The organism is Neobacillus sp. WH10 (assembly GCF_030123405.1).
Lineage (GTDB): Bacteria > Bacillota > Bacilli > Bacillales > Cytobacillaceae > Neobacillus.
The window spans coordinates 5,401,970-5,427,642 of record NZ_CP126110.1 but is presented as its reverse complement, the minus strand read 5'-3'; the positions used below and the strand labels follow the sequence as shown (position 1 = coordinate 5,427,642).

Genomic DNA, 25,673 nt, shown 5'->3' with positions numbered 1-25,673 from the left:
AGTGAAAAACCAGAATTAGCCGGGCACTAATGCCTACAGCTAAAATTTTTTAAATAAAAACAACTTAAGACCAAATAAACTTATGACCTAAAGCTCGCCAAGTGGCGAGTTTTCTTATCAATTGGGGGGGGGAAGTATGAAGGAACGGTATTCACGGCAAGTCCTTTTTCCAGGGATAGGCAAGGAAGGACAAGCCATGATTAATAATAAACATGTCCTTATTATTGGTGCGGGTGCTCTCGGCTCAGGTAGTGCGGAAATCCTTACACGGGCTGGAGTTGGTAAAATTACCATTGTTGATCGGGACTACGTGGAAGCCAGCAACCTGCAGCGACAGCAGCTCTATACAGAAGAAGATGTTGTCGAGAAACTTCCGAAAGCGGCAGCAGCGGAAAAGCGCTTGCGAGCGATTAACTCCGATGTGGAGGTTCGAGCGATTATTGGCGATGCGACACCTGAGATGATGGAGGAGCTTGTGATTGGCATCGATTTGATGATGGATGCCACCGATAATTTTGAAACACGGATGATGATGAATGATATTTCCCAAAAATACAATATCCCTTGGATTTACGGTGCCTGCGTCGGAAGCTTTGGGATGAGTTTTTCCATCATTCCCGGGAAAACGCCTTGCTTAAATTGTCTGTTGCGGACGATCCCGCTTCAGGGTATGACCTGTGATACAGGGGGGATTATTTCACCGGCCGTGCAAATGGTGATTGCCCATCAGACAGCTGAGGCGTTGAAGATGTTAGTCGAAGATTGGGATGCGGTTCGCACTTCATTTGTCAGCTTTGATTTATGGAGAAATCAATATACAAGCTTGAAAATGTCCAAAGCAAAGTTTGCCGGCTGCTTATCCTGTGGTGAGGAGCGGACATATCCTTATTTGGATTATGAGAATATGACAAAGACGACGGTTTTATGCGGCCGTGATACAGTGCAAATCCGTCCGTCTTCTGCTGGGAAGATTTCGCTAGAACAGCTCACGGCCCAGCTAAGCTCGCTTGGATACATTGTTAAAGGAAATCCTTATTTACTATCAGTTGAAATCGGTGACGAACGGATGGTTATTTTTCAAGATGGCCGTGCCCTTATCCATGGTACTAAGGATTTAACCCACGCCAAATCGCTGTATCAGCGGATATTGGGATGAAAAACCAAGTAATGGTTGCTTACGGAAAAAAATCTTTGATAAAACGTGAAAAGTGTCTTTAATAAGGGTTTCTGAAGGCCAAATCGGTCCAAGAAATCGATGGAAGTGACCTTCATAAGGTCAATGAAGGCCAAATCGGTTTAAGAAATCGATGGAAGTGACCTTCATAAGGTCAATGAAGGCCAAATCGATTCAAGAAATCGATGGAAGTGACCTTCATAGGGTCAATGAAGGATTAAGTCCGTATAATTGTGTAAAAAGAAAAGGAGTCAAATTAATACCTCTTGTCTACAATGTTAACAGCGACGAAAACAATGAGGAGGAATTAATTTTGACTCAACTTCAGTTTAACCTAAATATTGACGATTTAAAAGATTCTGTAATGAATTCTGATATTGACGCAGTTATCAAAGCATCTATAGTCCTTGTATTAAATTCAGTGATGGAAAAAGAACGTGATGATTATTTACATGCTGGAACTTACGAACGTACAACGGACCGTCGGGACTACCGAAATGGCTACTATGAGCGAGAGCTGCTTTTAAGTATTGGTAAAGTAACCTTGAAAGTACCCCGTACACGTAACGGAGAGTTCTCACCTTCTGTATTTGAAAGATATTCCCGGTGTGACCAAGCATTTGTTCTTTCAATGCTCGAAATGGTGGTGAACGGGGTATCCACTCGAAAGGTGAAAAATATAGTACAACAATTATGTGGTGAGAGCGTTTCAAAATCATTTGTTTCTTCCCTAACAGAAAAGCTCGATCCAATTGTTAACACATGGGCAAATAGGCCTCTAAATACAACATACTATCCCTACATTTTTGCGGATGCCATGTATATCAAAGTAAGGGAACATCACCATGTAGTGTCTAAGGCCGTTTATATTGCAACTGCGATTAATGAACATAATGGGCGGGAAATCCTCGGTTTAAAAGTAGACCACTCTGAAAGCTTTGAGGCCTGGCAAAGATTTTTTCAGTACTTACAATCACGCGGTCTACAATCACCTAAATTGATCATATCAGATGCACATAAGGGCTTAAAAAAGGCTATTGCCGAAGAATTTGTGGGGACTACTTGGCAACGCTGCACAGTACATTTTAAACGCAATATCTTTAATCAATTGCCCAAAAAAGACGTGGATGAGGTGAAAATAGGCTTAAAAAGAATGTTTGAGGCTGTAAAAATTGAGGATGCGAGGAATTTCAAAGAGGAGTTTCTAAAGAGTTTTGGAGAAAATCCAAAATTAACAAAAGCAATAGAAACATTGGAAGATGGCTTCGAAGATGCCATTCAATATTTAAACCACCCTTCGAAATATCACAAATATATTCGTAGTACAAATTCATTGGAACGATTGAATCAAGAAGTTAGAAGAAGGGAAAAAGTTATACGAATTTTTCCCAATACACAATCAGCGTTCAGATTAATAGGGGCAGTTTTAATGGACATTGGAGATGAACAAGCAAATAAAAAAATAGCAGTATGAAAAAAGTAATCATGAAATTTTGATAGGTTCGAAGGGAGAACAAGTTGGACCCCCCCCCTTTACCTACTTATAGAAAGCAGAAGAAAATTAGTGTTAAGGTATGGAGGATGGCCTAATTTCGAATTGACATTGAGCCTCCGCGGGCATGATGTAAAGCCAGGAAGCCAGGAGTTTAGCAACCCCTGTCTTGCCCTCCAGGCTATCATGCCCGCCCCTCAATGTAAATTCGAAATAAGTGTACTCCACTTATCATAATTTTAAGCATGTCGATATTTCATTGTAGACACTTTTACACAATATTCTGGACTTGACTCAATGAAGGCCAAATCGATTCAAGAAATCGTGAGAAGTGTCTTCATAAGGTCTATGAAGGCCAAATCGGTTCAAGAAATCGTGAGAAGTGTCTTCATAAGGTCTATGAAGGCCAAATCGGTTCAAGAAATCGTGAGAAGTGTCTTCATAAGGTCTATGAAGGCCAAATCGGTCCAAGAAATCGTGAGAAGTGTCTTCATAAGGTCAATGAAGGCCAAATCGGTTCAAGAAATCGTGAGAAGTATCCTTCACAAGGCCCAGTGATGGCCAAATCGGGTTTAGGAATCCAAAAAATAAAAGCAAACCCGTACCGTCATTGGTCCGGGTTTGCTTGTTTGCTGTAAGTGCATAAAAAATTTAGCTTTTTGCCTTTGAAAGTTGAACGCAGACAAGCATCAGGAATGAGATCCCAATCATACACAAGGACCATAACCAGGCCATCTGCATGTTGCCTGAGTCGATAGCCACATAGATGGCTGTCGGGAGGGTCTGCGTTTTTCCGGGTATATTGCCTGCAAACATGAGTGTGGCGCCAAACTCACCTAACGCTCGGGCAAAACTTAGAATTCCTCCTGAGATAATCGACTTCAAGGCAAGTGGGACAGAAACAAACATAAATAGTTGCAATTTATTCGCCCCATCAACCCGTGCCGCATCTTCGACGTCTCCATCAACCCCTTCAAATCCGGCCTTTGCCGATTGATACATGAGCGGAAAGGCAACAATCAAAGCAGCAATCACCGCCGCCCACCAAGTGAATATGACGGGCTGATGAAATACCCATTCGATGAATTGGCCGATTGGGCTTTGTTTTCCAAAAATCACAAGTAACAAAAAACCGACAACGGTTGGCGGTAACACTAACGGTAAAAGGAAAATGGTTTCAATAACTGCTTTTCCTTTGAATCTTGCCTTCGCCATCCACTTTCCTATAAATAATCCTAAAACTAAAACAATGCATCCTGAAACAACGGCTACCTCTAGCGATAGTTTTACAGGATCCCAAAAGTGGTCTGTCATGTTTATTTTTACAGTCCTTTAAATCCGTATTTTTCAAAAACCTTCATTGCTTCTTTTGTTTGTAGATATTCATAGAATAACATTGCTTCTTTAGGATGGCTACTAGCCTTGATGATTCCGACAGGATAGATGATGGGCGTATGGGTCTTTTCTTCAGTAGTTGCTGCAATCTCTACTTTTGATGATGTTAACGCATCAGTTTTATACACCATGCCGGCATCGACATTACCGGTTTCTACATATGTAAGCACTTGACGTACATCCTTGGCATAGGCCATTTTTCCTTCAACCGCGCTCCAGATCTTTAAGTTTTCAAGTGCCTCTTTCGCATATTGACCTGCTGGTACAGCTTCAGGGGTACCAATCGAAATTTTCTCCGCTTTCGGAAGGTCTTCAATCGTTTTTATTCCTTTTGTGGAGTCTTTTGGCACGACTAGTACCAATTCATTTCCTACAAGGTCTGTCCCATTTTTCTTTTCAATCAAACCTTCTGATACTAATTGCTGGAATTTATCTTCTGCTGCCGAGAAGAATAGGTCAACAGGCGCACCTTGAGAGATTTGCTGCTGTAGCGCTCCGGAACCGCCAAAATTATAGTTGATTTTGATATTGCTATGTTCTTTATTAAAATTTGTCGTTATTTCTGTCAATGCATCCTGCAAACTGGCCGCTGCTGATATCGTTAATTCGACGTTCTTTTCAGGGGATGCCTTCTTTTTCGCTGCCGGCTGTTTACTTTGTTCATTAGCTGAACATCCTGTAAAGACTAGTAAAAACATAATCATCGATAAGAATAATAAATAACCTTTTTTCAAATTCTCTCTCTCCTTATAATTAGATATAACTAATTATAACTAATTATAATTAGTTATGGTATGAAAAAAATCACAAATATTTTACAATATGCTTTTTAAAAAGTAATGAGATACAATATGAAGTGGAGGGATGGACATGTCAAAAGAGATATCCTATACGATTGAAGAAGTTTCGCAACTGTTAAAAGTATCGAAACTTACCATATATGATTTGATTAAAAAAGGGGAGCTTCCCGTATTCCGTGTAGGAAGACAAATGCGGATGGATGCAGAGGATTTAGACCGATATATAAAAAAACAAAAGTCTGCCCCAATGCCATCATCATCTGTTTCTGTAGCTGAACCGCGCAGGACGGAACCAAAGGAATCCCACAATATTGTCATTAGTGGACAAGATATCGTCCTCGATATTTTAGGAAAACATATCGAAAAAGGTTCAACCTATAAGACGCTCAGATCTTATTCCGGCAGCTTAAATAGTCTCATCTCATTATATAATGGTGAATGTGACATTGTGAGCTTGCATATGTTTGACGGTGATACTGGAGAATATAATCTGCCATATGTTAAAAGAATTTTAACGGGTTACCCGTACATACTACTCAATCTTGTTTCCAGAAAAGCTGGATTATATGTCCAAAAGGGAAACCCGCTCAACATAACTTCTTGGACGGATTTAATCAAGCCGCACATTACCTTGATCAATCGTGAAAAAGGATCGGGGGCAAGAATCCTGCTTGATGAACAGCTCCGAATCCATAATATTTCTTCGAAGACGATTAACGGGTATGAACACGAAGAGACGAATCATTTAAGTGTCGCTTCAGCGGTTCTTACCGGCAAGGCTGATGTCGGGGTAGGAATTGAAAAGCCAGCAAAAATGATAGGAATCGATTTTATTCCGTTAATTACGGAACGGTATGACCTAGTGATGTTAAAAACTCCTGAAAATGAAACGCTCATTCGGATTGTAAAAGAGATATTATCATCTTCGTTGTTTCAAACTGAAATAAGCTCTTTGGGCGATTATGATCAAACGAAGACAGGTTCTATTATTTATGAGACCTATTGATAGTGACAAATTTTGACTTGTTTCACGTGGAACATGAGAAAATTGTCGAATCTCATCAGGTGTGTAAATGTAAAATGAGAAAAAGAAAGGGAATGCTGCAGTGAATATACCTGTCCAAACACTATTAACGAAAATGGAAGAAGAATTAAAGCTGGCGAGAAGCAGTGCAAAGCAAGAAAGCTTGCGGGAAAAAGTTTACTCTATTAAAATATTATGCGAATTGATTTTACAAGAAAAACCAGCAGCAAAAACGGAAGTTCAATTGAATCAACCGGCACCTGTTACCGGGCAGCAAGTATTTCAACAGCCGCTGATAAATCAACAAGTTTTTCAGCAGCCGGCAACGATGCCGCAGACGAAAAAGATAGAGATGGACGAAGCAAACGGCGATTCATTATTTGATTTTTAAAAAGGGGGAAATGTAAATGAAAGCTTTTATTATTGTTGGCGCCATTAATGCCTTTTTGGCGGTTGCCCTTGGTGCCTTTGGTGCGCACGGCTTAAAGGATAGATTGGATGCGTATTACTTGGATATTTGGAAAACAGGGGTTACCTATCAAATGTTTCATGCAACAGGGATTTTAATCATTGGCCTTCTTCTCGGGAAAGCTGGGGTAAGCTCTTTGTTCAGCTGGTCGGGATGGTTAATGCTTGCAGGGATTATTTTGTTCAGCGGGAGCTTGTACATGTTGAGTTTGACCAAGGTTGGCGTCTTGGGTGCGATCACACCGATTGGCGGCGTTTGTTTTTTAGCAGCATGGGTTCTTATGATTGTCGGGGCAGTTAAACAGTTTTAAAAAATAAACACCAATTGGCGGCCAATTGGTGTTTTTGCATGTTTTTTTATCTTGGCGGATAGGTAGCCATGGATGGTCCAGCTCCAAATGGATATTCATACTCGATTTCCTCAGAAAAAACAATGTAGTCGACAGCCACCATCGGAATAAGGTAGCGGACGCCTGTTTGCGGATCACTAAGGATCACGTGATCTCTTCCTGCCGCTTCAATAATTCCTTTAAATTCTTTAGCATTCCACTGACTGTTCCCTTCAAAGGTGGCAAAGACAGTGACAAGCTTCCCTTTATTCAAGCGCAGGATATTTTCGATGTACGACTGCTCAAGTGGCAGCATGCCTGAAGGAGGCGTTGGAGCAGCTCCCCCTCCTGCTGGCGGAAATTGCGGAAATGCTTGTTGCTGTGGAGGCATAGCCCTCTGCTGTCCGCCGCCTGTGAACGGTTGAGCGCCCGGCTGCCCGGCTGCTCCAGGATAGGGCTGAAACCCTTGTGGATTATAATATTGGCTCATCTTTTTCCCTCCTAAAAAATGAATAATACAAATGGCACAACATTTTATTAATACTCCCCATAACCTAAAAGGTTACTGCGACAAGGAATAAATATCCCTTCTGGATGATGGGGGTAATCCTAAAGACTCGCTGTTTTATAAGTATGAGGGAAAGTCCGAATATATGACTTGAGGATTAGATTGAAAAAGTAAAAACAGCTCTCAGCATCAGCTGAAGGGTTCCGTTTTTAGGTGCAAAAACAGGTAAATGACATAGAAAATGGCGTGTAAAAACTGCTTTCAGTTTTAGCACGCCATTCTTAGTATTCATATGGACTAAATGACAATCAAATTAAGGTTTCTCCTTATTTCCACCAAAGCGCCGATCTTGTAAAAAGAAAAACCCGTTGATAATGGCAGCTGAATTTTATGTGGATTTGCCTGTTGATAGTCCGAATGTGAGGCTTATTCAGACAGGACAAGCGGAATTTGATAATGATAGTCCGATTGCAAGGCTTATTCGGACAGGATAGGCAGGAAATTACCTGTTGATTGTCCGAATGAAAGCTTATTCATTGTAACTTTTCTTATTTATACATGCAGGAATTTTGCTACGCGTTCTTCTTCTAACAGATTGCCGACAAAGAAAGCTCCAAATTCGCCGTAGCGGGCACTCACTTCGTCAAAGCGCATTTCATACACTAATTTTTTAAATTGCAGGACATCATCGGCAAACAGGGTAACGCCCCATTCGTAATCGTCAAAGCCAACAGAGCCGGTAATGATTTGTTTTACTTTTCCTGCATATGTACGACCAATCATTCCATGGCTTCGCATCATTCTGCGGCGATCTTCCATCGGCAGCATGTACCAGTTATCATTGCCTTGACGGCGCTTATCCATTGGATAGAAGCAAACATGCTTCGCTTTAGGCAGCGTTGGGTATAGGCGTGCTAAAATTTGCGGATTTTGATAAGGATCTTCACCCTCTGGTAAATAGTTGCTGAGCTCAACCACTGATACATAGGAATGAGCAGGCATCGTGAATTCTGCTAATTTTGTTTTGTTGAATTCGGTTTCAATTTCGTTTAACTCTTCCATTGTTGGACGAAGGATCATCATCATAAAATCAGCCTTTTGCCCAACGATTGTATATAAGGCATGGCTGCCTTCTTTGCGTTCACCAGTCTGGTTCCATTTTTCAACGAGACTTAAAAACTCGTGAATGGCGGTTTGGCGTTCATCGCTAGAAAGCATTTTCCAAGTTGTCCAATCCACGGTGCGGAAATCATGAAGGCAATACCAGCCATCAAGCGTTTGTGCTGCTTCACTCATTATAATCACTCCTAAATAGTCATTCACCCATAACTATAACATAGTTTGACCAAGAGGCACCTTTCTAAACACTTGATTGCCGACAAGTGGATATTTTTTGAAAAAAGGTAAATAGTAAAAGTGTGAGTGTAATTTTTTGAAAACAAAAACATTTTAATGAAAACGCTATCTGTGACGTACGATGCTTGATATTTTACCTTGGTAAAGTATGCTAGAAATGTTAGTTCTTTTAAGGAGGATATTGTCGTGAGTGATTTATTTGAAGGGTTAAAGCAAAAAATTTCTGCACGTGATTTAAGAATTGTTTTTCCTGAGGGATTAGATGAGCGGATTGTCCGCGCAGCGAGCCGTTTAGCTGAGGAGAAATTAATTACGCCGATTTTGATTGGCAACATTGAGAAGGTCCAGGCAAAGGCTGCAGAGGCTGGCGTTTCGCTAGAGTCTGCGGAAATCTATGATCCTGCGAGCTATGCTGGAATGGATGAATTGGTCGCAGCGTTTGTCGAGCGCCGCAAAGGGAAAGCAACCGAAGAGGATGCCCGCAAAATATTGCTGGATGAAAATTATTTCGGCACGATGCTTGTGTATGTAAATAAAGCACATGGTTTGGTAAGTGGAGCTGCGCATTCGACGGCAGATACTGTTCGCCCTGCGCTGCAAATTATTAAGACAAAAGCAGGCGTTAAGAAGACGTCCGGCGTGTTCATTATGGTTCGTGAAGATGAAAAATATGTGTTTGCCGATTGTGCGATCAATATTGCGCCGGACAGCAATGATCTAGCGGAAATTGCAATTGAAAGCGCGAAAACGGCGGAGATGTTTGATATCGAACCTCGGATCGCAATGTTAAGCTTTTCAACGAAGGGATCGGCAAAGTCTGAGGAAACGGAAAGAGTGGTCGCAGCCGTTGCTGAAGCAAAACGCCGCGATGCTTCACTCGTGTTGGACGGCGAATTTCAGTTTGACGCAGCGTTTGTTCCCTCGGTTGCCAAAAGTAAGGCACCGGATTCACCGCTGCAAGGGGATGCGAACGTATTCATTTTCCCTAGCCTTGAAGCCGGAAACATCGGTTATAAAATTGCGCAGCGTTTAGGTGGATTTGAGGCGGTTGGTCCGATTTTACAAGGGTTAAACGCGCCGGTGAACGACCTATCCCGCGGCTGTAATGAAGAAGATGTATACAAGCTTGCATTAATTACGGCAGCGCAAGGGTTATAATAGAAGGTTTGAAGCTAGTCCGGTCGGACTGGCTTTTTTTCATAAAGCCCAATAGTAGTGGGGAGACGTCGTCAATGCCGATAAGAGCGTTTCATAAAGTCCGATGAGGAGAAAAAAACTGTGTGACGGTCGATAAGAGCGGTTCATAATGCCTGAAGAGGAGAAAAAACCTGTGTCATGGTCGATAAGAAGGCTTGGAAATTGGCGCAGACTGTTTAATTCGCCCACATTTTGATAAAATATCCCTATCAAACCATTAAGGAGTCACAAACAATGGAGGGTTTACTACGCCAGCCGGAATGGCGGATCATTGACCAATCCGCGGTCGGCATTCATTTTCATGCATTACAATCATTTGGTACTGATGATACATTATGTGCATCGGTCGGGGCAGGCGAAGCACCGGCGACAGCACGGACATGGGTGCATCACAATACGGTGGTATTAGGCATCCAGGATACGAGACTGCCATATTTACAGGAAGGAATCCAATTCTTAAAACAAGAGGGCTATCAGGTGATTGTCCGGAATTCCGGCGGGTTAGCGGTCGTCCTTGATGAAGGTGTCCTTAATATCTCGTTGATTTTTCCAGAAGCTGAAAAAGGGATCGATATCAACCGTGGCTATGATGTGATGTGGCAGCTGATTCAAAATATGTTTGCCGATTTCCCGAATCAAATCGAAGCACGGGAAATCGTCGGCTCTTATTGCCCGGGAAGCTACGATCTTAGTATTGACGGGAAAAAGTTTGCCGGCATCTCACAGCGCCGCCTTAAAAAAGGGGTCGCGGTACAGATTTATCTTGGTGTGAATGGCAGCGGCCAAAAACGTGCCGAGCTTGTAAAGCAATTTTACAAGCTTGCAAAACAAGCGGAACAAACGAAATTTGCCTATCCGGAAATTGTTCCAGAGGTGATGGCCTCGCTGTCAGAATTACTCGGCAGGCCTTTCACGATTGCCGATGTAATGCTGCGGCTATTAAACCAGTTAAATGCTAATAGTGACTTTTTGTATGCGGGGCAGTTGAACGAGTACGAGCTTGGATTATTTCCCGGATATTATCAAAGGGTCATCGACCGTAATGAGAAAATTGCTGACATGGCAAATAAGAAAGGATAAACTTTTTCAAGTTTATCCTTTCTATTACGTATAAGTACACTAAGGATGCTTCGTGAGCATAAGCTTCGCAGTCGAAGCTCTCTTGTCAAAACACATCGCAAAGGAAGCTTCCGCTTTTCATATAAAAAATCCATGGACCATTCAATTTGGCCCACGGATTTTCTATATTCAGATGCTGCTCCTGTCTCTTCTCCCATTACTTTTCGAAAATTACTCTGCAACCTTCTCTAAATTTCCGTTGCGGTCCATTTTGAATTTAGTTGCAGGTCTTTCTTCTTCTTCAAATAACACAAGCTTGCGAGCGCGGTTCATAATTTTCATGAGGGTCTCGTAATCTTCTTGAATTGTTTCGGAATTCTGCTCGAGCCCGGCGATTTTTGCCGACATTACTTCATTTTGCTTTCGTAACTCTGCCATTTCTCTTTTCAATCTTTCATTCTCATTTTTTAATGCTTCATTTTGCAGATTGGAATGATGAAAGTTTTGTAAATAGGAAATAACAGAATCCAGGCTAAGCCCGCCAGTAGTTGCTGGCCTGTAGCTTTGGGCTGCCGGTTGCACATAGGTTTCGGCGGCTATTTCTGCTGTCATTTCCGGCAATTCAACTGTGGTTTCTACCGGCAATTCGACTTGCAGCGGCGGCAGTGTTTCAAATTCTTCTGTAGCCGTGACTGGAGGATTGTAAAGCAGCTTTTTCTTCCCGCCTTGGTCTTTTCCTAATACTCTTTGTCTTTGTTTTCGTTGCTTTTTGGCTAACTGTAATGCTTTTTCATAGCGGTGCCGGACGACAGCGTTCCACCTGAAACCACAGGCCGCAGAGGTTCGGTTTAGCTTGTCACCTACTTCTTCAAAGGCATTCAGTTGTGTGCTGCCCTCCCGCACATGCCTCAGAACAGTTTCAGCCAATAACAGATCGTTCTCATCTGTCCATGCGTCTTGACGAACTTTCATATGTTTCAACTCCCTAAAATAATGTACGATTAACTTTGCCAGTCAAATTCCTGACGATTTTATAAAGCTCTAGTCATAGGATGGACAAGTTTTTCATGCTTTATACCAAAATGATTGAAAGGATAGTAGATTTTTTAACTAAAAGATTTAGTCAGGTTGAAAATAGCTGCTAAGGATTGCAACTTGCATTGGGAAAAAAGAAAATGTAAAATACCTATGGAGTTAGACCGTTGGAAGATCAGTTGTATTTCCAATAGCTTACATTGATTGCTTATTGGATAAAATAATGACTATATAATAGATTGACTGTAGAAAGGGTTGTATGAAATGTCCAATGAATTTCGTGTTTGCGATGATTGTCAGGCCGTGAATTTAAAGACATTGATCCCTCGCTTGAAAGAAATCGATCCGGATGCCGAAATCAAAATTGGCTGCCAGTCCTATTGCGGACCCGGCCGGAAAAAGACCTTTGCCTTCGTTAATAACCGCCCTGTAGCCGGATTAACGGAAGAGGAATTAATGGAGAAAGTGAATAAAAAGATCAAATAATCACCTTTATTAATATACTAAAGGTGATTTTTTATTTTATGTTATTAATGGTGCCCTTTTTGTGCCGCCTTTTTGGTGCCTGCCACCCTTTCTAATCCGTGGATAATGTAAATGGTGCCTGACACCATATCTAACCTGCGGGTGTTGTTTATGGTAGCAATCACCCTAGTATGGCACTCTAAACGTGACACTCATGTCGAAAAATCCTGCGGAAATTTGCGGATTTTTGGTATATAATAGGAATAATAAATACTGGCCGATCAGCAGTAAGTTAGCAAGCTAGGAATGTAAAGAGGAAGAGGGAAATCCATGCAATATTCGGCGGAAAAATTGAGTGAAGAAAAGGTGTTTAAAGATCCCGTCCACCGCTATGTCCATGTGCGTGACCTGGCGATTTGGGATTTAATCGGAACGAAAGAGTTTCAACGGCTGCGCCGAATCAAGCAGCTTGGAACGACTTTTTTGACCTTTCACGGTGCTGAGCACAGTCGCTTTAACCATTCTCTCGGCGTATATGAAATTGTTCGCCGTATCATTGATGATGTATTTGCAGGAAGGCCGGAATGGAACGATAATGAACGCCTGCTGACGCTGTGTGCTGCGCTTCTTCACGACCTAGGACATGGCCCGTTCTCCCATTCCTTTGAGAAAGTGTTTGATTTTGATCATGAAGACTTAACCCGTGCCATTATCTTAGGTGATACTGAAGTGAACAAGGTGCTCTTAAAGGTGAGCCCGGATTTTCCTTCGCAAGTTGCTGAAGTTATTGCCAAAACATCGGAGAAAAAGCTAGTTGTTAGCATGATTTCCAGTCAAATTGACGCTGACAGAATGGATTATCTGCAGCGGGATGCATATTTTACCGGCGTCAGCTACGGCCAGTTTGATATGGAGCGAATTTTGCGTGTGATGCGGCCTCGGGAAGACCAGGTCGTCATCAAAAAGAGCGGTATGCATGCGGTAGAAGATTATATTATGAGCCGCTACCAGATGTATTGGCAAGTATATTTCCATCCTGTTTCCCGCAGCGCCGAGGTGATTTTGTCCAAAATCCTCCACCGCGCCAAGCAGTTGTATAAGGAAAATTATACGTTTAAATATGAGCCCATCCACTTTACGTCCCTCTTTCATGAGCAAGTGACATTAGAAGACTATTTAAAATTGGATGAATCCGTCATTTTATATTATTTTCAAATCTGGCAGGAAGAAGCTGATACCGTTTTAAGCGATCTTTGTAGACGCTTTGTCAATCGCAACCTCTTTAAGTATGCAGAATTTGACCCTGCGAAGGAATACAAGAAACTTACTGAATTGACGACGCTTTTTAAAAAAGCAGGCATTGACCCTGAATATTATTTGGTCGTCGATTCGTCATCGGATTTACCGTATGACTTTTATCGTCCTGGTGAGGAAGAGGAAAGACTACCGATTCATTTGCTGATGAAAAATGGGGAATTGCGGGAGCTATCGCGTGAATCAGAAATTGTCGATGCGATTTCGGGGAAAAGAAGAACCGATCATAAGCTTTATTATCCGGCCGATTTTCTTGAAGATGAGTCGACCGAAAAAGAGATAAAACAACAAATACGTGCACTTTTAGAGATATAAATCAGGTGAAAATAGTAATATTGGTGCCTGACACCCTTTCTAACCTGTGGATACTGTAAATGGTGCCTGACACCCAATGTAATGGAGTAGGAGATGACGAAAGTTGTTAAAAGATCACGCGAAGCTGATGCAGGCGATTCTGGTTTCAGGTGAAATTACCGGGAGAAAAAAGCTGCAAAAGATGATATTTATTGCGAAAAAGATTGAGTTTCCCTTTCACGAGCGGTTCCAGTTTCATTTTTACGGGCCCTATTCGGAGGAATTGACCACAAGGGTGGAAGAACTTTGTAATATGGGATTTCTGAATGAAGTAAAAGAGAAAAAGGGCGGATACTTTCAATATCGCTACACGCTGACAGATTCGGGGAAAGAGTTTTTGAGCTTGAACGAAGTCGAAATGCCCTCTTTGGCGGATTGCTTTATCGATATGAATGAGCAAAATGCTAGATTCCTCGAGCTTGTTTCAACGGTTTTATATTTTGATAACCTCTCTAAAGACGAAGTTACGAATAAAGTATTTACGTTGAAAAGCAGCCAGCGCTATACAGAGGCGGAAATCGATGAGGCGTACCAATATATTAAAACGTTGAGAGAAAAGACTCAGTAAAATAAAAACGCTTGGCTTTTGAAAAAGTATGAACTTCATACCCATTATTAGATTGTGTGTTAACAACTGGGGGGCAGTTCAACTACTAGGAAAAAGATCCAAGCGTTTTTTTATTGCTTTGTTTTCAGTTAAATCAATATTCATTTTTTTGAAAACTTGTTATCATTTGTCTATCGAGTAAATTGGGGAGGCGGAGCGCTGTGATCATTGGAGTAATTTCTGTCGTTATGATATTTGGAATTCCGATTGTCGCCATCTTAACAGACCATTTCCAGAAGCAGTCAAAATTAAAGGCTAATATGTTGAAAGACGAGCTTGAGCTTGAAAAACTGAAACAAGAGAACTATTTAATCGAAACCGAAAAGATGAAGCTTGAACTAGAAAAGATGAAGCTGGATCAACCAAAAGATGAAATAAAATTCTAGCTCAGAAACTTAAAAGGTGTCAGGCACCATGTGAATTTTTCACATGGTGCCTGACACCCTATCTAATCTGTAGATGTTGTTAATGGTTCCTTACACCACGTACGTGAAGTGTTCACTCCCTTCGGACAGTGTCCACGAATGGTGTCTGATACCACGATTATTTTTTGTCGCTGGCGAGGACGCCGGCTACGGCGTAGTGGTTTTTGCTCATTTCTTCGATGAAGACGGTGATGTTTTCAGTTGGAGCGCCGGTTGTTTCGCTAACGGCAGCGGTTACTTTCTCCACTAACGCTCGCTTTTGATCATCTGTACGACCTTCAAGCATTTTTACTGTCACATATGGCATTTGCTAGTCCTCCTTTTTTAGCGTAACTACTAGTTAGTGTTCCATAAACAGCTAAAAAGTGCAACAATGCAATAAGCACATTTGATTTTCTTTTTACGAGCGGTTTCATGTATACTAAAAGGAAAATAGAAGTAGAGTTCGGTCATGACTCCGTTTTTAGAGAGGAGAAACGCTATTGGAACAATTGGAACATTTTCTTGCCTATCCGTTAAGGGAGATTCCCTATGTAGCCATCACGCTGATTTTTGCGTTTACGTTTCACGAATTAGCACATGCCTATGTTGCCTATAAATTTGGCGACATGACGGCGAAAAACCAAGGGCGGTTAACGTTAAATCCGCTCAAGCACCTAGACCCGTTCGGAACGATTTTAATTCTGATTGCTGGTTTTGGCTGGGCTCGTCCGGTACCGGTCAATCGATTCTTTTTTAAAAAGCCGCGCTTAGCCGGGATTCTTGTTTCCGTCGCGGGTCCGCTCAGCAACCTAGTATTAGCCTTCATTGGCTTTTGCGTTGCCTACGGGCTGCAACGGTTTGGAGTGAATCCAACAGAAAATTTTTACAATTTTCTCGATATATTTATCAAACTCAACACTGTATTATTTGTTTTCAACCTTCTTCCGCTTCCGCCGCTTGACGGTTATCGGATTGTTGAGGATCTAGCTCCTAATCATCTCCGAGCAAAAATGACACAATATGAACAATACGGTGTCTTAATTTTTCTTATTTTAGTGATTACACCATTAGATCGTTTCACCATTCAGCCGATTTTCCAGGTGATCGTTCCTTGGGTATGGGAAATGCTAGCTTATTTCGCCAACGGTTTATTTTTTTAAAGGAGGCTTTCACCATCAATGGATGAAAATAAGAAAAAACTTGGTTTTAATATAATAAAAAGTGACCCTACCGACGGACACAAAGGTTTTGGCAAGGGAGCACTCAGCCTTGATAATGTTTCTCCGGTTATTATTGATGTCGAAGCCGGGGAAGCGGAAATCGATGTCGGTGCGATGCATGCCCGCAGTGTGATCGAAAAAGGGATCAAATTTTTGCCGAATAAAGATGAGGTGCCGAACGGAAAACCGTATTGGCTTGTGTGGGTAACGATTGATCGGAAGCCGGAAGGCCCGTATTATGCGGGGGTAACTGCTTGCTTTATGACAGTTGATCGGGAAATCCGCCGCGGCTATAAATCCCTGCCAGAGCACGTCAACCGCATGGATAAGTCGCTGAAGCGCCACATTATTGTCGGTGATATGGACACAAACTCGAAAAAGGTACTAGCTGCTTTCCTGCGCGGACATAATGAAACCTTATGGAATAATTCCACAGAAGAACTGAAAAAAGGGTTATTGGCGGAGTAAAGTGCACTTCATTAATGCCCTCAAATGAGGAATTATATTTTCTTAAAAAAATTAAGTAGAGAATTACTTGTAGTTTTTCTCAAAAATAGGTAGTATTATAATCAGTGTGAATACACTGTAAAACTAGGACAAGAAAAGCTCCGGAGCAATCCGGAGCTTTTCATTTAGAAGAAATGAAAGTATAAATTTCGACTTTGAGAATTGCCCAGCTCTAGCGCCCAGCGGCTAGTAGACTTCGCTCTTCTCCCTACGATAAGTCAACACGGAAAAGCTTTCGCTCTCCGTGTTTCCTTTATCTCAGTCGAAGCGCTCCACAAGAAAGGCTTCGGCAGCATAGGCATCGCACGAAGAAAAAGCGTTAGCTTTTTCGAGGAGTCTATACGCCGCTAAACGTGCGCTTCCGCTTTTCTTAGTTCCCCCAAGGCATAATTTTCTTATACCACGGTACTTTTTTGTGATCCCGCTTTTTCGTCGGCGATTCGTCCGAATTTTTTAAGTGATCGGTGCAATATTCGGTCGGTTCGGTGCCGGCAACGAAATAGGTGTAGCGTCGGACAGGGCAATCCTTTGTTGCCAGCTTGCCATTTGCCGGGTTCACGTAAACACCGACAACCCCCTCTTTTGGCGGTTTAAACGCCTTGACGGGTTTCCCCTGTAACGCTTCCTCCATAAAGTTGACCCAGATATTCTTCGCGTACGTTTTTTCCGTAGTTAGATCAATTGGTTTTCCGACATCGTACCCTGTCCAGACCGCCGTCACAATCTGCGGAGAGTAGCCAATCATCCAGCTGTCCGTTTCCGTTGAGCCTGACTTTCCTGCATAAGGACGAGTAATATCCTTCGTAATCGTGCTTCCGGTTACCTTAGCATAGCCGTTTAATTTTGCATCGAAAATCCCAGTCAGCATCTGCGTCATTACAAAGGCCTTTGCCGGATCTAAAGCTTTTTTTGCCACATTTTCTTTTTCAAAAATAACATTGCCATTATAGTCCTCAACTCTTGTAATCAACGTCGGGTTGACCCGCTTTCCACCATTAGATAACAGGCTATAGGCACCCGCCATCTCAATTACCCGAACACCTGAAGTTCCTAAAGCCAGCGACGGAACCTTAGCCATTTTGGTAGAAAGGCCAAATTTCTTCGCTGTCTCGATTAACGTCTCTTCTCCTAAAAATAAATGCGTTTTTACGGCAAAAATATTATCGGATACGGCTAATGCTTGGGAAAGAGTGACTTCACCGTCGGCATACTTGTTGTTAAAGTTATGCGGTGTATAATCGGCCTGGCCATCATCAAAATGGAAGGTCGTAAACTCGCTCCGCATCGTCGAGGATGGGGTAAAACCGTGCTCAAGAGCGGCGTAATACAAGAGCGGCTTGATGGTCGAGCCCGGCTGCCTAATTGCTTGAACCGCGCGGTTAAACGGGCTTTTGTCATAGTCCCTGCCTCCAACCATTGCTCTTACATAGCCGTTTTTCGGATCCATCGCAACAAGGCCGACCTGGATTTCCGAGGAGCTGGCCACATATTTGTTGACCTGGTTTTCGGCGGCTTCCTGCTGTTTTAGGTTGAGTGTCGTATAAACCTTTAAACCTCCGAGGGCAATCGTACTGTCATCTAAATGCAATTGATTTTTCAGTGCATTTTTAACCGCATCCTGAAAATACGGTGCTAACTTTACTTTTTGCGTTGTATGGACGCCCACTAATTTGAGCGGCTTTTCAGCGGCTGTTTTTGCGGTGTTTTTGCTGATATAGCCGTTTTTTACCATGGTTTGTAAAATAATTGCCTGGCGGCTTTTTGCTTTTTCCATTGAAGCAAGCGGTGAGTAGGTACCCGGTCCCTTTGGAATTCCCGCGAGCATGCTTGCTTCGGCGAGGGTTAAGTCGGAGGATTTTTTTCCAAAATAATATTGGCTGGCTGCTTCTACACCATAGGCACCATTGCCATAGTAGATGGTATTTAAATAGCCTTCGAGAATGTCCTGCTTCGAATAGCTCATTTCCAGGCGGATTGAATAAAACGCCTCCGTCAGCTTCCGTTTCCACGTTTTGTCGTGCTCGAGAAACAGATTTCTGGCATACTGCTGAGTAATGGTACTTGCTCCTTGCACCTTGGCGAAGGCTTGAATATCAGCAATCACGGCACCGGCAATTCGTTTAAAATCAAAACCATGATGTTCGTAAAAATTTTTATCCTCAATGGAGACGGTCGCATTCACTAAATCAGGCGAAATATCATTGAGTTTGACCCAATATCGTTTTTGCCCGCTATGGCTTTCGCCAATCAAGCTGCCATCGTCAGCAAAAAACAGCGTCGATTGCGGCACGGCGAGCGGCGGCGCGCCTAAAATTTTGGCATAAGCAAGGATGCCAAGAAAGAGAATGAGCACGCAAATCATGCCTATCAAACTGATGATAATAAATGCCCGTAAATATTTAACCGTCTTTCGAAACCCTTGATCAGTCATGATTTCCATTATGTTCACCTCACAATTAAAATCGGAAGCGCTTTGAACACCCTCGGAAATTGCTGGAAGGCCAGGCAGTGAAGTCATTCTTTGACTTCATTGACAGGAAAGAAGCTGCCTCGAGGGACTAAGCGCTGCAACTAGTTATTTTATTTTTCCAGTTTTTAAAAAAATAGATAGTAATAGTATTGAAAAAATAGAGTCTTTTTAAACATTCATGAAAAAATTCTTTAAATTTTGCTAGACTTTTTTTTCTGTTTGTAATTCAATAGGTTGGGTACGATAAAATTAAAAACAAAGCAGATGCACAGAAGCACATTAGTCGCTGAGTACGGAAGCTGGAAAATGAATAAAAATATGGAAGGAAGATGAAATATGACAATTTGGTTTACAGAAAAGCAAACCGAAAACTTTGGAATTACAATGAAAGTAAATAAAACATTACATACAGAGCAAACGGAATTTCAAAAGCTGGATATGATTGAAACAGAAGAGTGGGGCAACATGCTGCTCTTAGATGACATGGTTATGACTTCTGTTAAAGATGAGTTCGTTTACCATGAAATGGTGGCACATGTTCCGCTATTTACGCACCCAAATCCTGAGAATGTGCTTGTTGTCGGCGGCGGTGACGGTGGCGTTATTCGTGAGGTGTTAAAGCACCCAAGCGTGAAAAAAGCGACACTTGTAGATATTGACGGAAAAGTAATCGAGTATTCGAAGAAGTTTTTGCCTGAGATTGCGGGATGGCTTGAGAATGAGCGTGTAGACGTACAGGTGGGCGATGGCTTTATGCATATCGCTGAAAGCGACAATCAGTATGATGTTATTATGGTTGACTCAACTGAGCCGGTTGGCCCGGCGGTAAATCTGTTTACAAAAGGCTTCTATGCGGGAATTTCCAAGGCGTTAAAAGAAGATGGCATTTTCGTTGCTCAATCGGACAACCCTTGGTTTAAAGCGGATTTAATTCGCAATGTTCAGCGCGACGTTAGAGAAATTTTCCCAATTACCCGTTTGTATGTAGCTAACATTCCTACGTATCCAAGCGGCCTATGGGCTTTCACAATCGGTTCAAAAAAATACGATCCATTAGAAGTAAGCGAAGACCGTTTCCACGAAATCGAAACAAAATACTATACAAAAGAACTTCACAAAGCTGCATTTGTATTGCCTAAGTTTGTTGGCGATTTAGTGAAATAAACTAAACGGGAGTAAGGCAAGCATTCCTGTTAATATAGGTCTACATGACCGAACCCGGTGAAAAAGCGAAAATTTGCTTAAATAAAAAGGTTCTAGGGGAATACCTAGAAAGTGAGGGATGTTTGATGCGTTTTGAAGAGGCTTATTCGGGTAATGTTTTTATTAAGAGCCACCCGAATTTTGAAGAGAGTCAGGTTGTGCTTTACGGTATGCCGATGGATTGGACGGTGAGTTATCGCCCAGGTTCGCGCTTCGGCCCGGCCCGAATCCGCGAGGTGTCGATTGGTCTTGAGGAGTACAGTGCCTATCTCGACCGTGAATTAGAAGAGGTTAAATATTTCGATGCCGGTGATATTCCGCTCCCGTTTGGAAACGCTCAGCGCAGCCTTGATTTAATTGAAGAGTTTGTCGATCAAATTCTAGCGGCAGGAAAGTTCCCGCTTGGCATGGGCGGCGAGCACCTGGTATCATGGCCTGTCATGCGGGCTGTTTATAAAAAATATCCGGATTTAGCGATTATTCATTTTGATGCACATACCGATCTGCGTGAGAATTATGAAGGCGAGCCATTGTCACACTCTACCCCGATTCGTAAAATTGCTGAATTAATTGGGCCGAAAAACGTCTACTCCTTCGGAATCCGTTCCGGGATGAAGGAGGAATTTGAATGGGCGAAGCAAAATGGCATGCATATTTCAAAATTTGATGTGCTTGAGCCGTTGAAAGAAATCCTGCCAACGCTTGCCGGGCGTCCGGTTTATGTAACAATCGATATCGATGTGCTTGACCCGGCGCATGCGCCTGGAACAGGTACCGTCGATTGCGGAGGAATCACGTCGAAAGAGCTGCTTGCCTCGATTCATGAAATTGCTCGTTCAGAGGTAAAGGTGGTCGGCGGTGACCTTGTTGAGGTTGCGCCGATTTACGATCCATCAGAGCAAACTGCGAACACAGCGAGCAAATTAATTCGTGAAATGTTGCTAGGTTGGGTGAAATAATCTTTCAAGTTGGTGCCTGTCCCATTGGGGCAGGCATCTTTTGATTTGCATAGTAACAATGTATAATAGGGAAAGTATGCGATAATGTACCCAAGTTAATGATAGGGCTAGAATAAAGTAAGCGAGCAATCAAAGATTCCTTTTAAAAAAATTATGGTTCGCAAATAAATAGGGTTGTTTCGCAAATAAATCATGAAGTTTCGCAAATAAATCGTGGGGTTTCACAAATAAACCGTAAAATTTCACAAATAAACTCCATTTGTTGCATATTGTAAATCGGTTTTTGCAGAAATAAGGGCAGACTTTGTGTAAAAATACTATAAGGAAGTGCAATTGCGTTTGGCAAACCATGAAATTCCGGTGAAAATTAAGGTGAAAACGACGATAGATGAGCAGGAGACTTTTGAATTGACGGTGTTTGGCCGATACTATCAAAAGGAAGCTGCTTCATTTCTGCAGTATGAGGAAGTGCTGGAGGAAGGAAGTGTCCGTACGATTGTGAAGGTGGCGGAGGATGAGGCGCTGATCTTAAGGGGCGGTGCGGTAAAAATGCGGCTTCCGTTTCGTTTACATAAAAAAATGCGCGGCAGCTACGAGATGCCGTTTGGTACGTTTGAAACGTTAACAATGGCGAAAAAAATTGAGCATTCGGATGGTCTGATTGACATTCTTTATGATTTCACGATGCAGGGCTCGCCCGGCGGTACATACCATTTAGAAATTACCTTTCAGGAGGAGCAAAAATGAATATAGTTGAACAGGTTCAAAGTAAAATAAAAGAAGAAATTCGTGCGGCGGTGCTGAAGGCGGGGCTTGCAACTGAAGAACAGATTCCCGATGTGATCTTAGAGACTCCGAAAGAAAAAGCACACGGTGATTATTCGACGAATATGGCAATGCAGCTAGCAAGGGTGGCGAAAAAGGCACCGCGGATGATTGCTGAAAGCTTGATGGAAAATTTCGACCGTTCGCAGGCTTCGATTGAAAAAATTGAGTTGGCAGGACCGGGATTTATTAATTTTTATATGAATAATGATTATTTAACCGACTTGATTCCGACCATTCTTGAAGCGGAGGACAAGTACGGCTCGACTACCGTGGGCGGAGGCCAGAAAATCCAGATCGAGTTTGTCTCGGCTAATCCAACGGGGGACTTGCACCTTGGACATGCCCGTGGTGCTGCTGTCGGCGATTCGCTGTGTAATATTTTAGACAAGGCTGGCTATGACGTTTCAAGAGAATATTATATTAATGATGCCGGTAATCAGATTAATAATCTGGCATTGTCTGTTGAGGCTCGTTATTTTCAAGCGCTTGGCATGGAAAAGGATATGCCGGAGGACGGCTATCATGGTGCTGATATTGTCGGCATCGGGAAGGCGCTGGCGGAAGAGTTTGGCGATAAGTATGTTGAGGTCCCAGACGCTGAGCGATTTGAATTTTTCCGTGAGTATGGTTTGAAATACGAAATGGAAAAGTTGAAGCGTGATTTAGAGGATTTCCGCGTGGGCTTTGATGTCTGGTACTCGGAAACCTCACTTTACAAAAATGGAAAAATTGATGAGGCTTTGGAGGCGCTTCGTAAGAGCGGCTATGTGTATGACGAAGACGGGGCGACCTGGCTGCGTTCGACTCATTTTGGTGACGATAAGGACCGCGTTTTGATTAAGCAAGATGGCTCTTATACGTATTTGACACCGGATATCGCTTACCACAAGGACAAACTTGCGCGGGGTTTTGAAAAGTTGATTAATATTTGGGGGGCTGATCACCATGGCTATATCCCAAGGATGAAGGCAGCGATTCAGGCGCTAGGGTTTGACCGCGAGGCGCTTGAGGTAGAAATTATCCAGCTTGTCCATCTTTATAAAAACGGCGAGAAGATGAAGATGAGTAAGCGGACCGGAAAGGCTGTGACGATGAGGGATTTGGTTGATGAGGTCGGCCTTGATGCGACCCGTTATTTCTTTGCGATGCGCAGCTCGGATACCCACATGGACTTTGATTTGGATTTGGCAGTGTCGGAGTCGAATGAAAATCCGGTTTATTACGCGCAGTATGCCCATGCTCGAATTTGCAGTATTTTGCGTGCGGGCGAAGAACAGGGTGTGACGGTTGCTGCCGATGCTGATTTTTCATTAGTGGCATCGTCGGAAAAGGAAATTGACTTATTGAAAAAATTGGGTGAGTTCCCGTCCGCCGTTGGCGAGGCCGCAGTGAAGCGTGTACCGCACCGGATTACAAACTATATTTTCGAGTTAGCGTCGACATTCCACAGCTTTTACAATGCGGAAAAGGTGCTCGACAGCGAGCAGCCTGAACGGACGAAGGCACGTCTTGGGTTAGTGAAGACAGTGCAAATCACGTTAAAGAATGCTTTAGCGTTGATTGGCGTTTCGGCTCCGGAAAAAATGTAAATTATGCAGGCCCCCCCTTTTTCATGGAAAGGGGGCCTTTTTTATTTGTTTTTTGGAGTAAATTTTTGAAGTGGACAGTAAATCCTCGAAACCGGAAAGAAAACTGTTGAAAGTGGATAGTAATTTAAAAAAGTGAACCGGAAAGGCTTTAATGAATAATTGGCATACTGATTTTCACGGAAAGAGTCTTTAAAATATGAATATCTCCCAAAAAAATACAAATATTAAAGATAGATTTTTAAAATGAGGAGTGAGGAGAACGCATGAATGTAGGAAGAGCAAAAGAAATTCTCGAATCTGCTGAGATGATTAATGTGACCTATGATGGCACCCCTGTGATCATCCAACATGTGGATGAAACGGCAAAAATAGCACGGATTTATTCCAGAACCGACCCGGACCATGAGCGCGACGTTCCTGTACTAAACTTAATCGAAGAGTAGAAAAGAGTCTCCGATAAACGTTCGGGGACTCTTCCTATTTGGTGCCTAATTAGAGCCAGACATCATTGTGAAATTTTCACATGGTGCCTGACACCGTTCGTGGACACTGTCCGTCTGGTGTGGACAAAAGGGTTTTATAGGAAGTATGAAAGGGCAGCGGCGATGCGTTCTTTCACACTCCTAAGCAGGTTCGGTTTATTCAGTACTGCCAGAGTTAATGGCTCTGAGTCGAGAATGTCATTTGTAATAACGGCCTTTAAGCGCTCGATAAAGGCAGGATCATAGAGTAAGCAATTGATTTCTTTGTTTAAAAATAAGCTCCGTTTATCAAAATTGGCGGTACCAATATCGCAGATTTTGTCATCAATCACAATCGTTTTGGCATGATAAAAACCATTTTTATATTGATAAACCAAAGCACCTGCCTCAAGAAGTCGCCGTAAATAGCGAAACGAAGCCTCTTGTACAAGAAGGTGATCCGCCGTAAAAGGGACCATCACCGTAATGCTGACGCCTCGCCGCCGCGATTCCAGCAGTTCAGCAAAAATCTTGGTGCTTGGAATAAAGTAAGGGGAGCCAATTATTATCGACTGCTCTGCTTTTCGGATAAGCCTGATAAAATTTTCTTCAAGCTGACCCGCCTCTGTCGGAATATATTGGTGGCGGACAGCACCCTTAGGCAATTCAGGGAAATAATCCGGATAATCCTGGAGATCCTCCCCGGAATACTCGTTCCAATCAATTAAAAACTCACTTTGCAAAAAATTCACGCTCTCACCGGTAATCTTTAAATGATAGTCACGCCACGGGCTAAGCTTCGGGTCTTCATCAATGTATTCTTTTCCAATATTAAAGCCGCCGAGATAGCCAATTTCCCCATCAATAATTGAGATCTTCCGGTGATTTCGTACCTGCGATGAATAATAGAGAAAAGGAAGCTTAATCCGATTACTAAAAGCAAATTGGATACCCGCTTCCCTTAATACCGCAACCGTCGCCTTGGTAATCTTCCAGCTGCCGATCCGGTCAAGCAACACCCGGACTTCCACACCTTCACGTGCCTTTTCTTTTAAAATCGAAAAAAATTCCTGGCTGACCGCATCATCTTTAACAATGTAAAAGAGGACATGGATATGCCTTTCTGCCTGGTAAATATCAGTAAAATAATTGTGGAACAATTCCTTTCCGTGCGTAAAAATCTCAAAATTGCCGTGGAGGATGGCGGTTTCCGTGTTGCCCGCAGCCAAAAGATGCTTCCGGCGCCCTAATCTAAAATCAATGACGAGCCAAATAATGATGAGAAGGACAAGTCCGCTTAAAATGAGTACAAATTTCATTGACAATCTTTCCCCCATTCAGTTTTGTTAGTGTTTCCGAAGGCTGCCATTTCTATAAGTCGAACAAATTATACAAAAAATTGGTTGACTGAATGCTCATTCATTATATAATAGAGATAAGTATAAGTTCAGA

26 protein-coding genes are annotated in these 25,673 nt (G+C 42.5%); 18 read left to right on the top strand and 8 right to left on the bottom strand.

What is annotated here, in order from left to right; translation table 11 throughout:
- The first annotated feature begins 136 nt into the window (after positions 1–136).
- Together QNH20_RS26215 and QNH20_RS26210 are read left to right on the top strand one after the other, a co-directional pair.
- The gene (locus QNH20_RS26215; RefSeq protein WP_283920837.1) at positions 137–1,156 is read left to right on the top strand and encodes a thiazole biosynthesis adenylyltransferase ThiF; all 1,020 of its coding nucleotides are present in this window, start codon (positions 137–139) and stop codon (positions 1,154–1,156) included.
- Between the two features lie 331 nt (positions 1,157–1,487).
- The gene (locus QNH20_RS26210) at positions 1,488–2,648 is read left to right on the top strand and encodes an IS256 family transposase (protein ID WP_283918941.1); all 1,161 of its coding nucleotides are present in this window, start codon (positions 1,488–1,490) and stop codon (positions 2,646–2,648) included.
- A gap of 669 nt (positions 2,649–3,317) precedes the next feature.
- Here QNH20_RS26210 and modB read toward each other — a convergent pair.
- Together modB and modA are read right to left on the bottom strand one after the other, a co-directional pair.
- Positions 3,318–3,980 (bottom strand): molybdate ABC transporter permease subunit, encoded by a 663-nt coding sequence (gene modB, locus QNH20_RS26205; protein ID WP_283920836.1) that lies wholly within the window; start codon positions 3,978–3,980, stop codon positions 3,318–3,320.
- Between the two features lie 8 nt (positions 3,981–3,988).
- The gene (gene modA, locus QNH20_RS26200; RefSeq protein ID WP_283920835.1) at positions 3,989–4,795 is read right to left on the bottom strand and encodes a molybdate ABC transporter substrate-binding protein; all 807 of its coding nucleotides are present in this window, start codon (positions 4,793–4,795) and stop codon (positions 3,989–3,991) included.
- 136 nt (positions 4,796–4,931) lie between these two features.
- Between modA and QNH20_RS26195 the strand changes: the two genes are divergently transcribed.
- The 3 genes from QNH20_RS26195 (at position 4,932) to QNH20_RS26185 (ending at position 6,664) form a co-directional block, all read left to right on the top strand.
- Entirely contained in the window at positions 4,932–5,867 is a 936-nt protein-coding gene (locus QNH20_RS26195; RefSeq protein ID WP_283920834.1) for a substrate-binding domain-containing protein, read from the top strand.
- Between the two features lie 100 nt (positions 5,868–5,967).
- Positions 5,968–6,276, top strand: coding sequence for a YwdI family protein (locus QNH20_RS26190; protein ID WP_283920833.1), 309 nt, complete (start codon positions 5,968–5,970; stop codon positions 6,274–6,276).
- Positions 6,277–6,292: 16 nt separating this feature from the next.
- Positions 6,293–6,664, top strand: a complete 372-nt coding sequence (locus QNH20_RS26185; RefSeq protein WP_283920832.1) for a DUF423 domain-containing protein — start codon at positions 6,293–6,295, stop codon at positions 6,662–6,664.
- Positions 6,665–6,710: 46 nt separating this feature from the next.
- Here QNH20_RS26185 and gerQ read toward each other — a convergent pair whose 3' ends face one another.
- Together gerQ and hemQ are read right to left on the bottom strand one after the other, a co-directional pair.
- Positions 6,711–7,172 (bottom strand): spore coat protein GerQ, encoded by a 462-nt coding sequence (gerQ, locus tag QNH20_RS26180; RefSeq protein WP_283920831.1) that lies wholly within the window; start codon positions 7,170–7,172, stop codon positions 6,711–6,713.
- Positions 7,173–7,742: 570 nt separating this feature from the next.
- Entirely contained in the window at positions 7,743–8,486 is a 744-nt protein-coding gene (gene hemQ, locus QNH20_RS26175; RefSeq protein ID WP_283920830.1) for a hydrogen peroxide-dependent heme synthase, read from the bottom strand.
- A gap of 246 nt (positions 8,487–8,732) precedes the next feature.
- On the opposite strand from hemQ, the gene pta reads away from it, so the two are divergent.
- Both pta and lipL read left to right on the top strand, forming a co-directional pair.
- Positions 8,733–9,704: a phosphate acetyltransferase gene (pta, locus tag QNH20_RS26170; protein WP_283923515.1), complete on the top strand. Its 972-nt coding sequence runs from the start codon at positions 8,733–8,735 to the stop codon at positions 9,702–9,704.
- Between the two features lie 273 nt (positions 9,705–9,977).
- On the top strand, positions 9,978–10,823 hold the full coding sequence (gene lipL / locus QNH20_RS26165; RefSeq protein ID WP_283920829.1) for an octanoyl-[GcvH]:protein N-octanoyltransferase: 846 nt from the start codon (positions 9,978–9,980) through the stop codon (positions 10,821–10,823).
- A gap of 210 nt (positions 10,824–11,033) precedes the next feature.
- Here lipL and QNH20_RS26160 read toward each other — a convergent pair whose 3' ends face one another.
- Positions 11,034–11,774: an RsfA family transcriptional regulator gene (locus QNH20_RS26160; RefSeq protein WP_283920828.1), complete on the bottom strand. Its 741-nt coding sequence runs from the start codon at positions 11,772–11,774 to the stop codon at positions 11,034–11,036.
- A 327-nt stretch (positions 11,775–12,101) separates the two neighbouring features.
- Here QNH20_RS26160 and QNH20_RS26155 point away from each other — a divergent pair, with 327 nt between their 5' ends.
- From QNH20_RS26155 to QNH20_RS26140, 4 genes are all read left to right on the top strand, one after another.
- The gene (locus QNH20_RS26155; RefSeq protein ID WP_283920827.1) at positions 12,102–12,323 is read left to right on the top strand and encodes a YuzB family protein; all 222 of its coding nucleotides are present in this window, start codon (positions 12,102–12,104) and stop codon (positions 12,321–12,323) included.
- Positions 12,324–12,632: 309 nt separating this feature from the next.
- The gene (locus QNH20_RS26150; protein WP_283920826.1) at positions 12,633–13,931 is read left to right on the top strand and encodes an HD domain-containing protein; all 1,299 of its coding nucleotides are present in this window, start codon (positions 12,633–12,635) and stop codon (positions 13,929–13,931) included.
- 103 nt (positions 13,932–14,034) lie between these two features.
- Positions 14,035–14,538: a YwgA family protein gene (locus QNH20_RS26145; protein ID WP_283920825.1), complete on the top strand. Its 504-nt coding sequence runs from the start codon at positions 14,035–14,037 to the stop codon at positions 14,536–14,538.
- Positions 14,539–14,741: 203 nt separating this feature from the next.
- Positions 14,742–14,963: a hypothetical protein gene (locus QNH20_RS26140; RefSeq protein ID WP_283923514.1), complete on the top strand. Its 222-nt coding sequence runs from the start codon at positions 14,742–14,744 to the stop codon at positions 14,961–14,963.
- 157 nt (positions 14,964–15,120) lie between these two features.
- Here QNH20_RS26140 and QNH20_RS26135 read toward each other — a convergent pair whose 3' ends face one another.
- A complete protein-coding gene (locus tag QNH20_RS26135) occupies positions 15,121–15,309 on the bottom strand; it encodes a 2-hydroxymuconate tautomerase (protein ID WP_283920824.1) in 189 nt (62 codons plus the stop codon).
- A 184-nt stretch (positions 15,310–15,493) separates the two neighbouring features.
- Here QNH20_RS26135 and QNH20_RS26130 point away from each other — a divergent pair, with 184 nt between their 5' ends.
- Together QNH20_RS26130 and QNH20_RS26125 are read left to right on the top strand one after the other, a co-directional pair.
- Positions 15,494–16,144, top strand: coding sequence for a site-2 protease family protein (locus QNH20_RS26130; RefSeq protein WP_283923513.1), 651 nt, complete (start codon positions 15,494–15,496; stop codon positions 16,142–16,144).
- Between the two features lie 18 nt (positions 16,145–16,162).
- Entirely contained in the window at positions 16,163–16,672 is a 510-nt protein-coding gene (locus tag QNH20_RS26125) for a YwhD family protein (protein ID WP_283920823.1), read from the top strand.
- 409 nt (positions 16,673–17,081) lie between these two features.
- Here the strand turns inward: QNH20_RS26125 and QNH20_RS26120 are convergent, their stop codons facing one another.
- A complete protein-coding gene (locus tag QNH20_RS26120) occupies positions 17,082–19,151 on the bottom strand; it encodes a transglycosylase domain-containing protein (RefSeq protein ID WP_283920822.1) in 2,070 nt (689 codons plus the stop codon).
- Positions 19,152–19,517: 366 nt separating this feature from the next.
- On the opposite strand from QNH20_RS26120, the gene speE reads away from it, so the two are divergent.
- The 5 genes from speE to QNH20_RS26095 all read left to right on the top strand — a co-directional run bounded on the left by speE (position 19,518) and on the right by QNH20_RS26095 (position 24,203).
- Positions 19,518–20,345 (top strand): spermidine synthase, encoded by an 828-nt coding sequence (gene speE / locus QNH20_RS26115; RefSeq protein ID WP_283920821.1) that lies wholly within the window; start codon positions 19,518–19,520, stop codon positions 20,343–20,345.
- Positions 20,346–20,470: 125 nt separating this feature from the next.
- Positions 20,471–21,343, top strand: a complete 873-nt coding sequence (gene speB, locus QNH20_RS26110) for an agmatinase (protein ID WP_283920820.1) — start codon at positions 20,471–20,473, stop codon at positions 21,341–21,343.
- Positions 21,344–21,682: 339 nt separating this feature from the next.
- Positions 21,683–22,090 carry a YwiB family protein gene (locus tag QNH20_RS26105; protein ID WP_283920819.1) on the top strand — a complete coding sequence of 136 codons (408 nt, stop codon included), beginning with the start codon at positions 21,683–21,685 and terminating at the stop codon, positions 22,088–22,090.
- Entirely contained in the window at positions 22,087–23,760 is a 1,674-nt protein-coding gene (gene argS / locus QNH20_RS26100) for an arginine--tRNA ligase (protein WP_283920818.1), read from the top strand. Before QNH20_RS26105 ends, argS begins: the two co-directional genes overlap by 4 nt.
- Positions 23,761–24,023: 263 nt before the next feature.
- Positions 24,024–24,203 carry an H-type small acid-soluble spore protein gene (locus QNH20_RS26095; protein ID WP_283920817.1) on the top strand — a complete coding sequence of 60 codons (180 nt, stop codon included), beginning with the start codon at positions 24,024–24,026 and terminating at the stop codon, positions 24,201–24,203.
- Between the two features lie 134 nt (positions 24,204–24,337).
- Here QNH20_RS26095 and cls read toward each other — a convergent pair whose 3' ends face one another.
- Entirely contained in the window at positions 24,338–25,540 is a 1,203-nt protein-coding gene (gene cls, locus QNH20_RS26090) for a cardiolipin synthase (RefSeq protein ID WP_283920816.1), read from the bottom strand.
- Positions 25,541–25,673 lie beyond the last annotated feature (133 nt).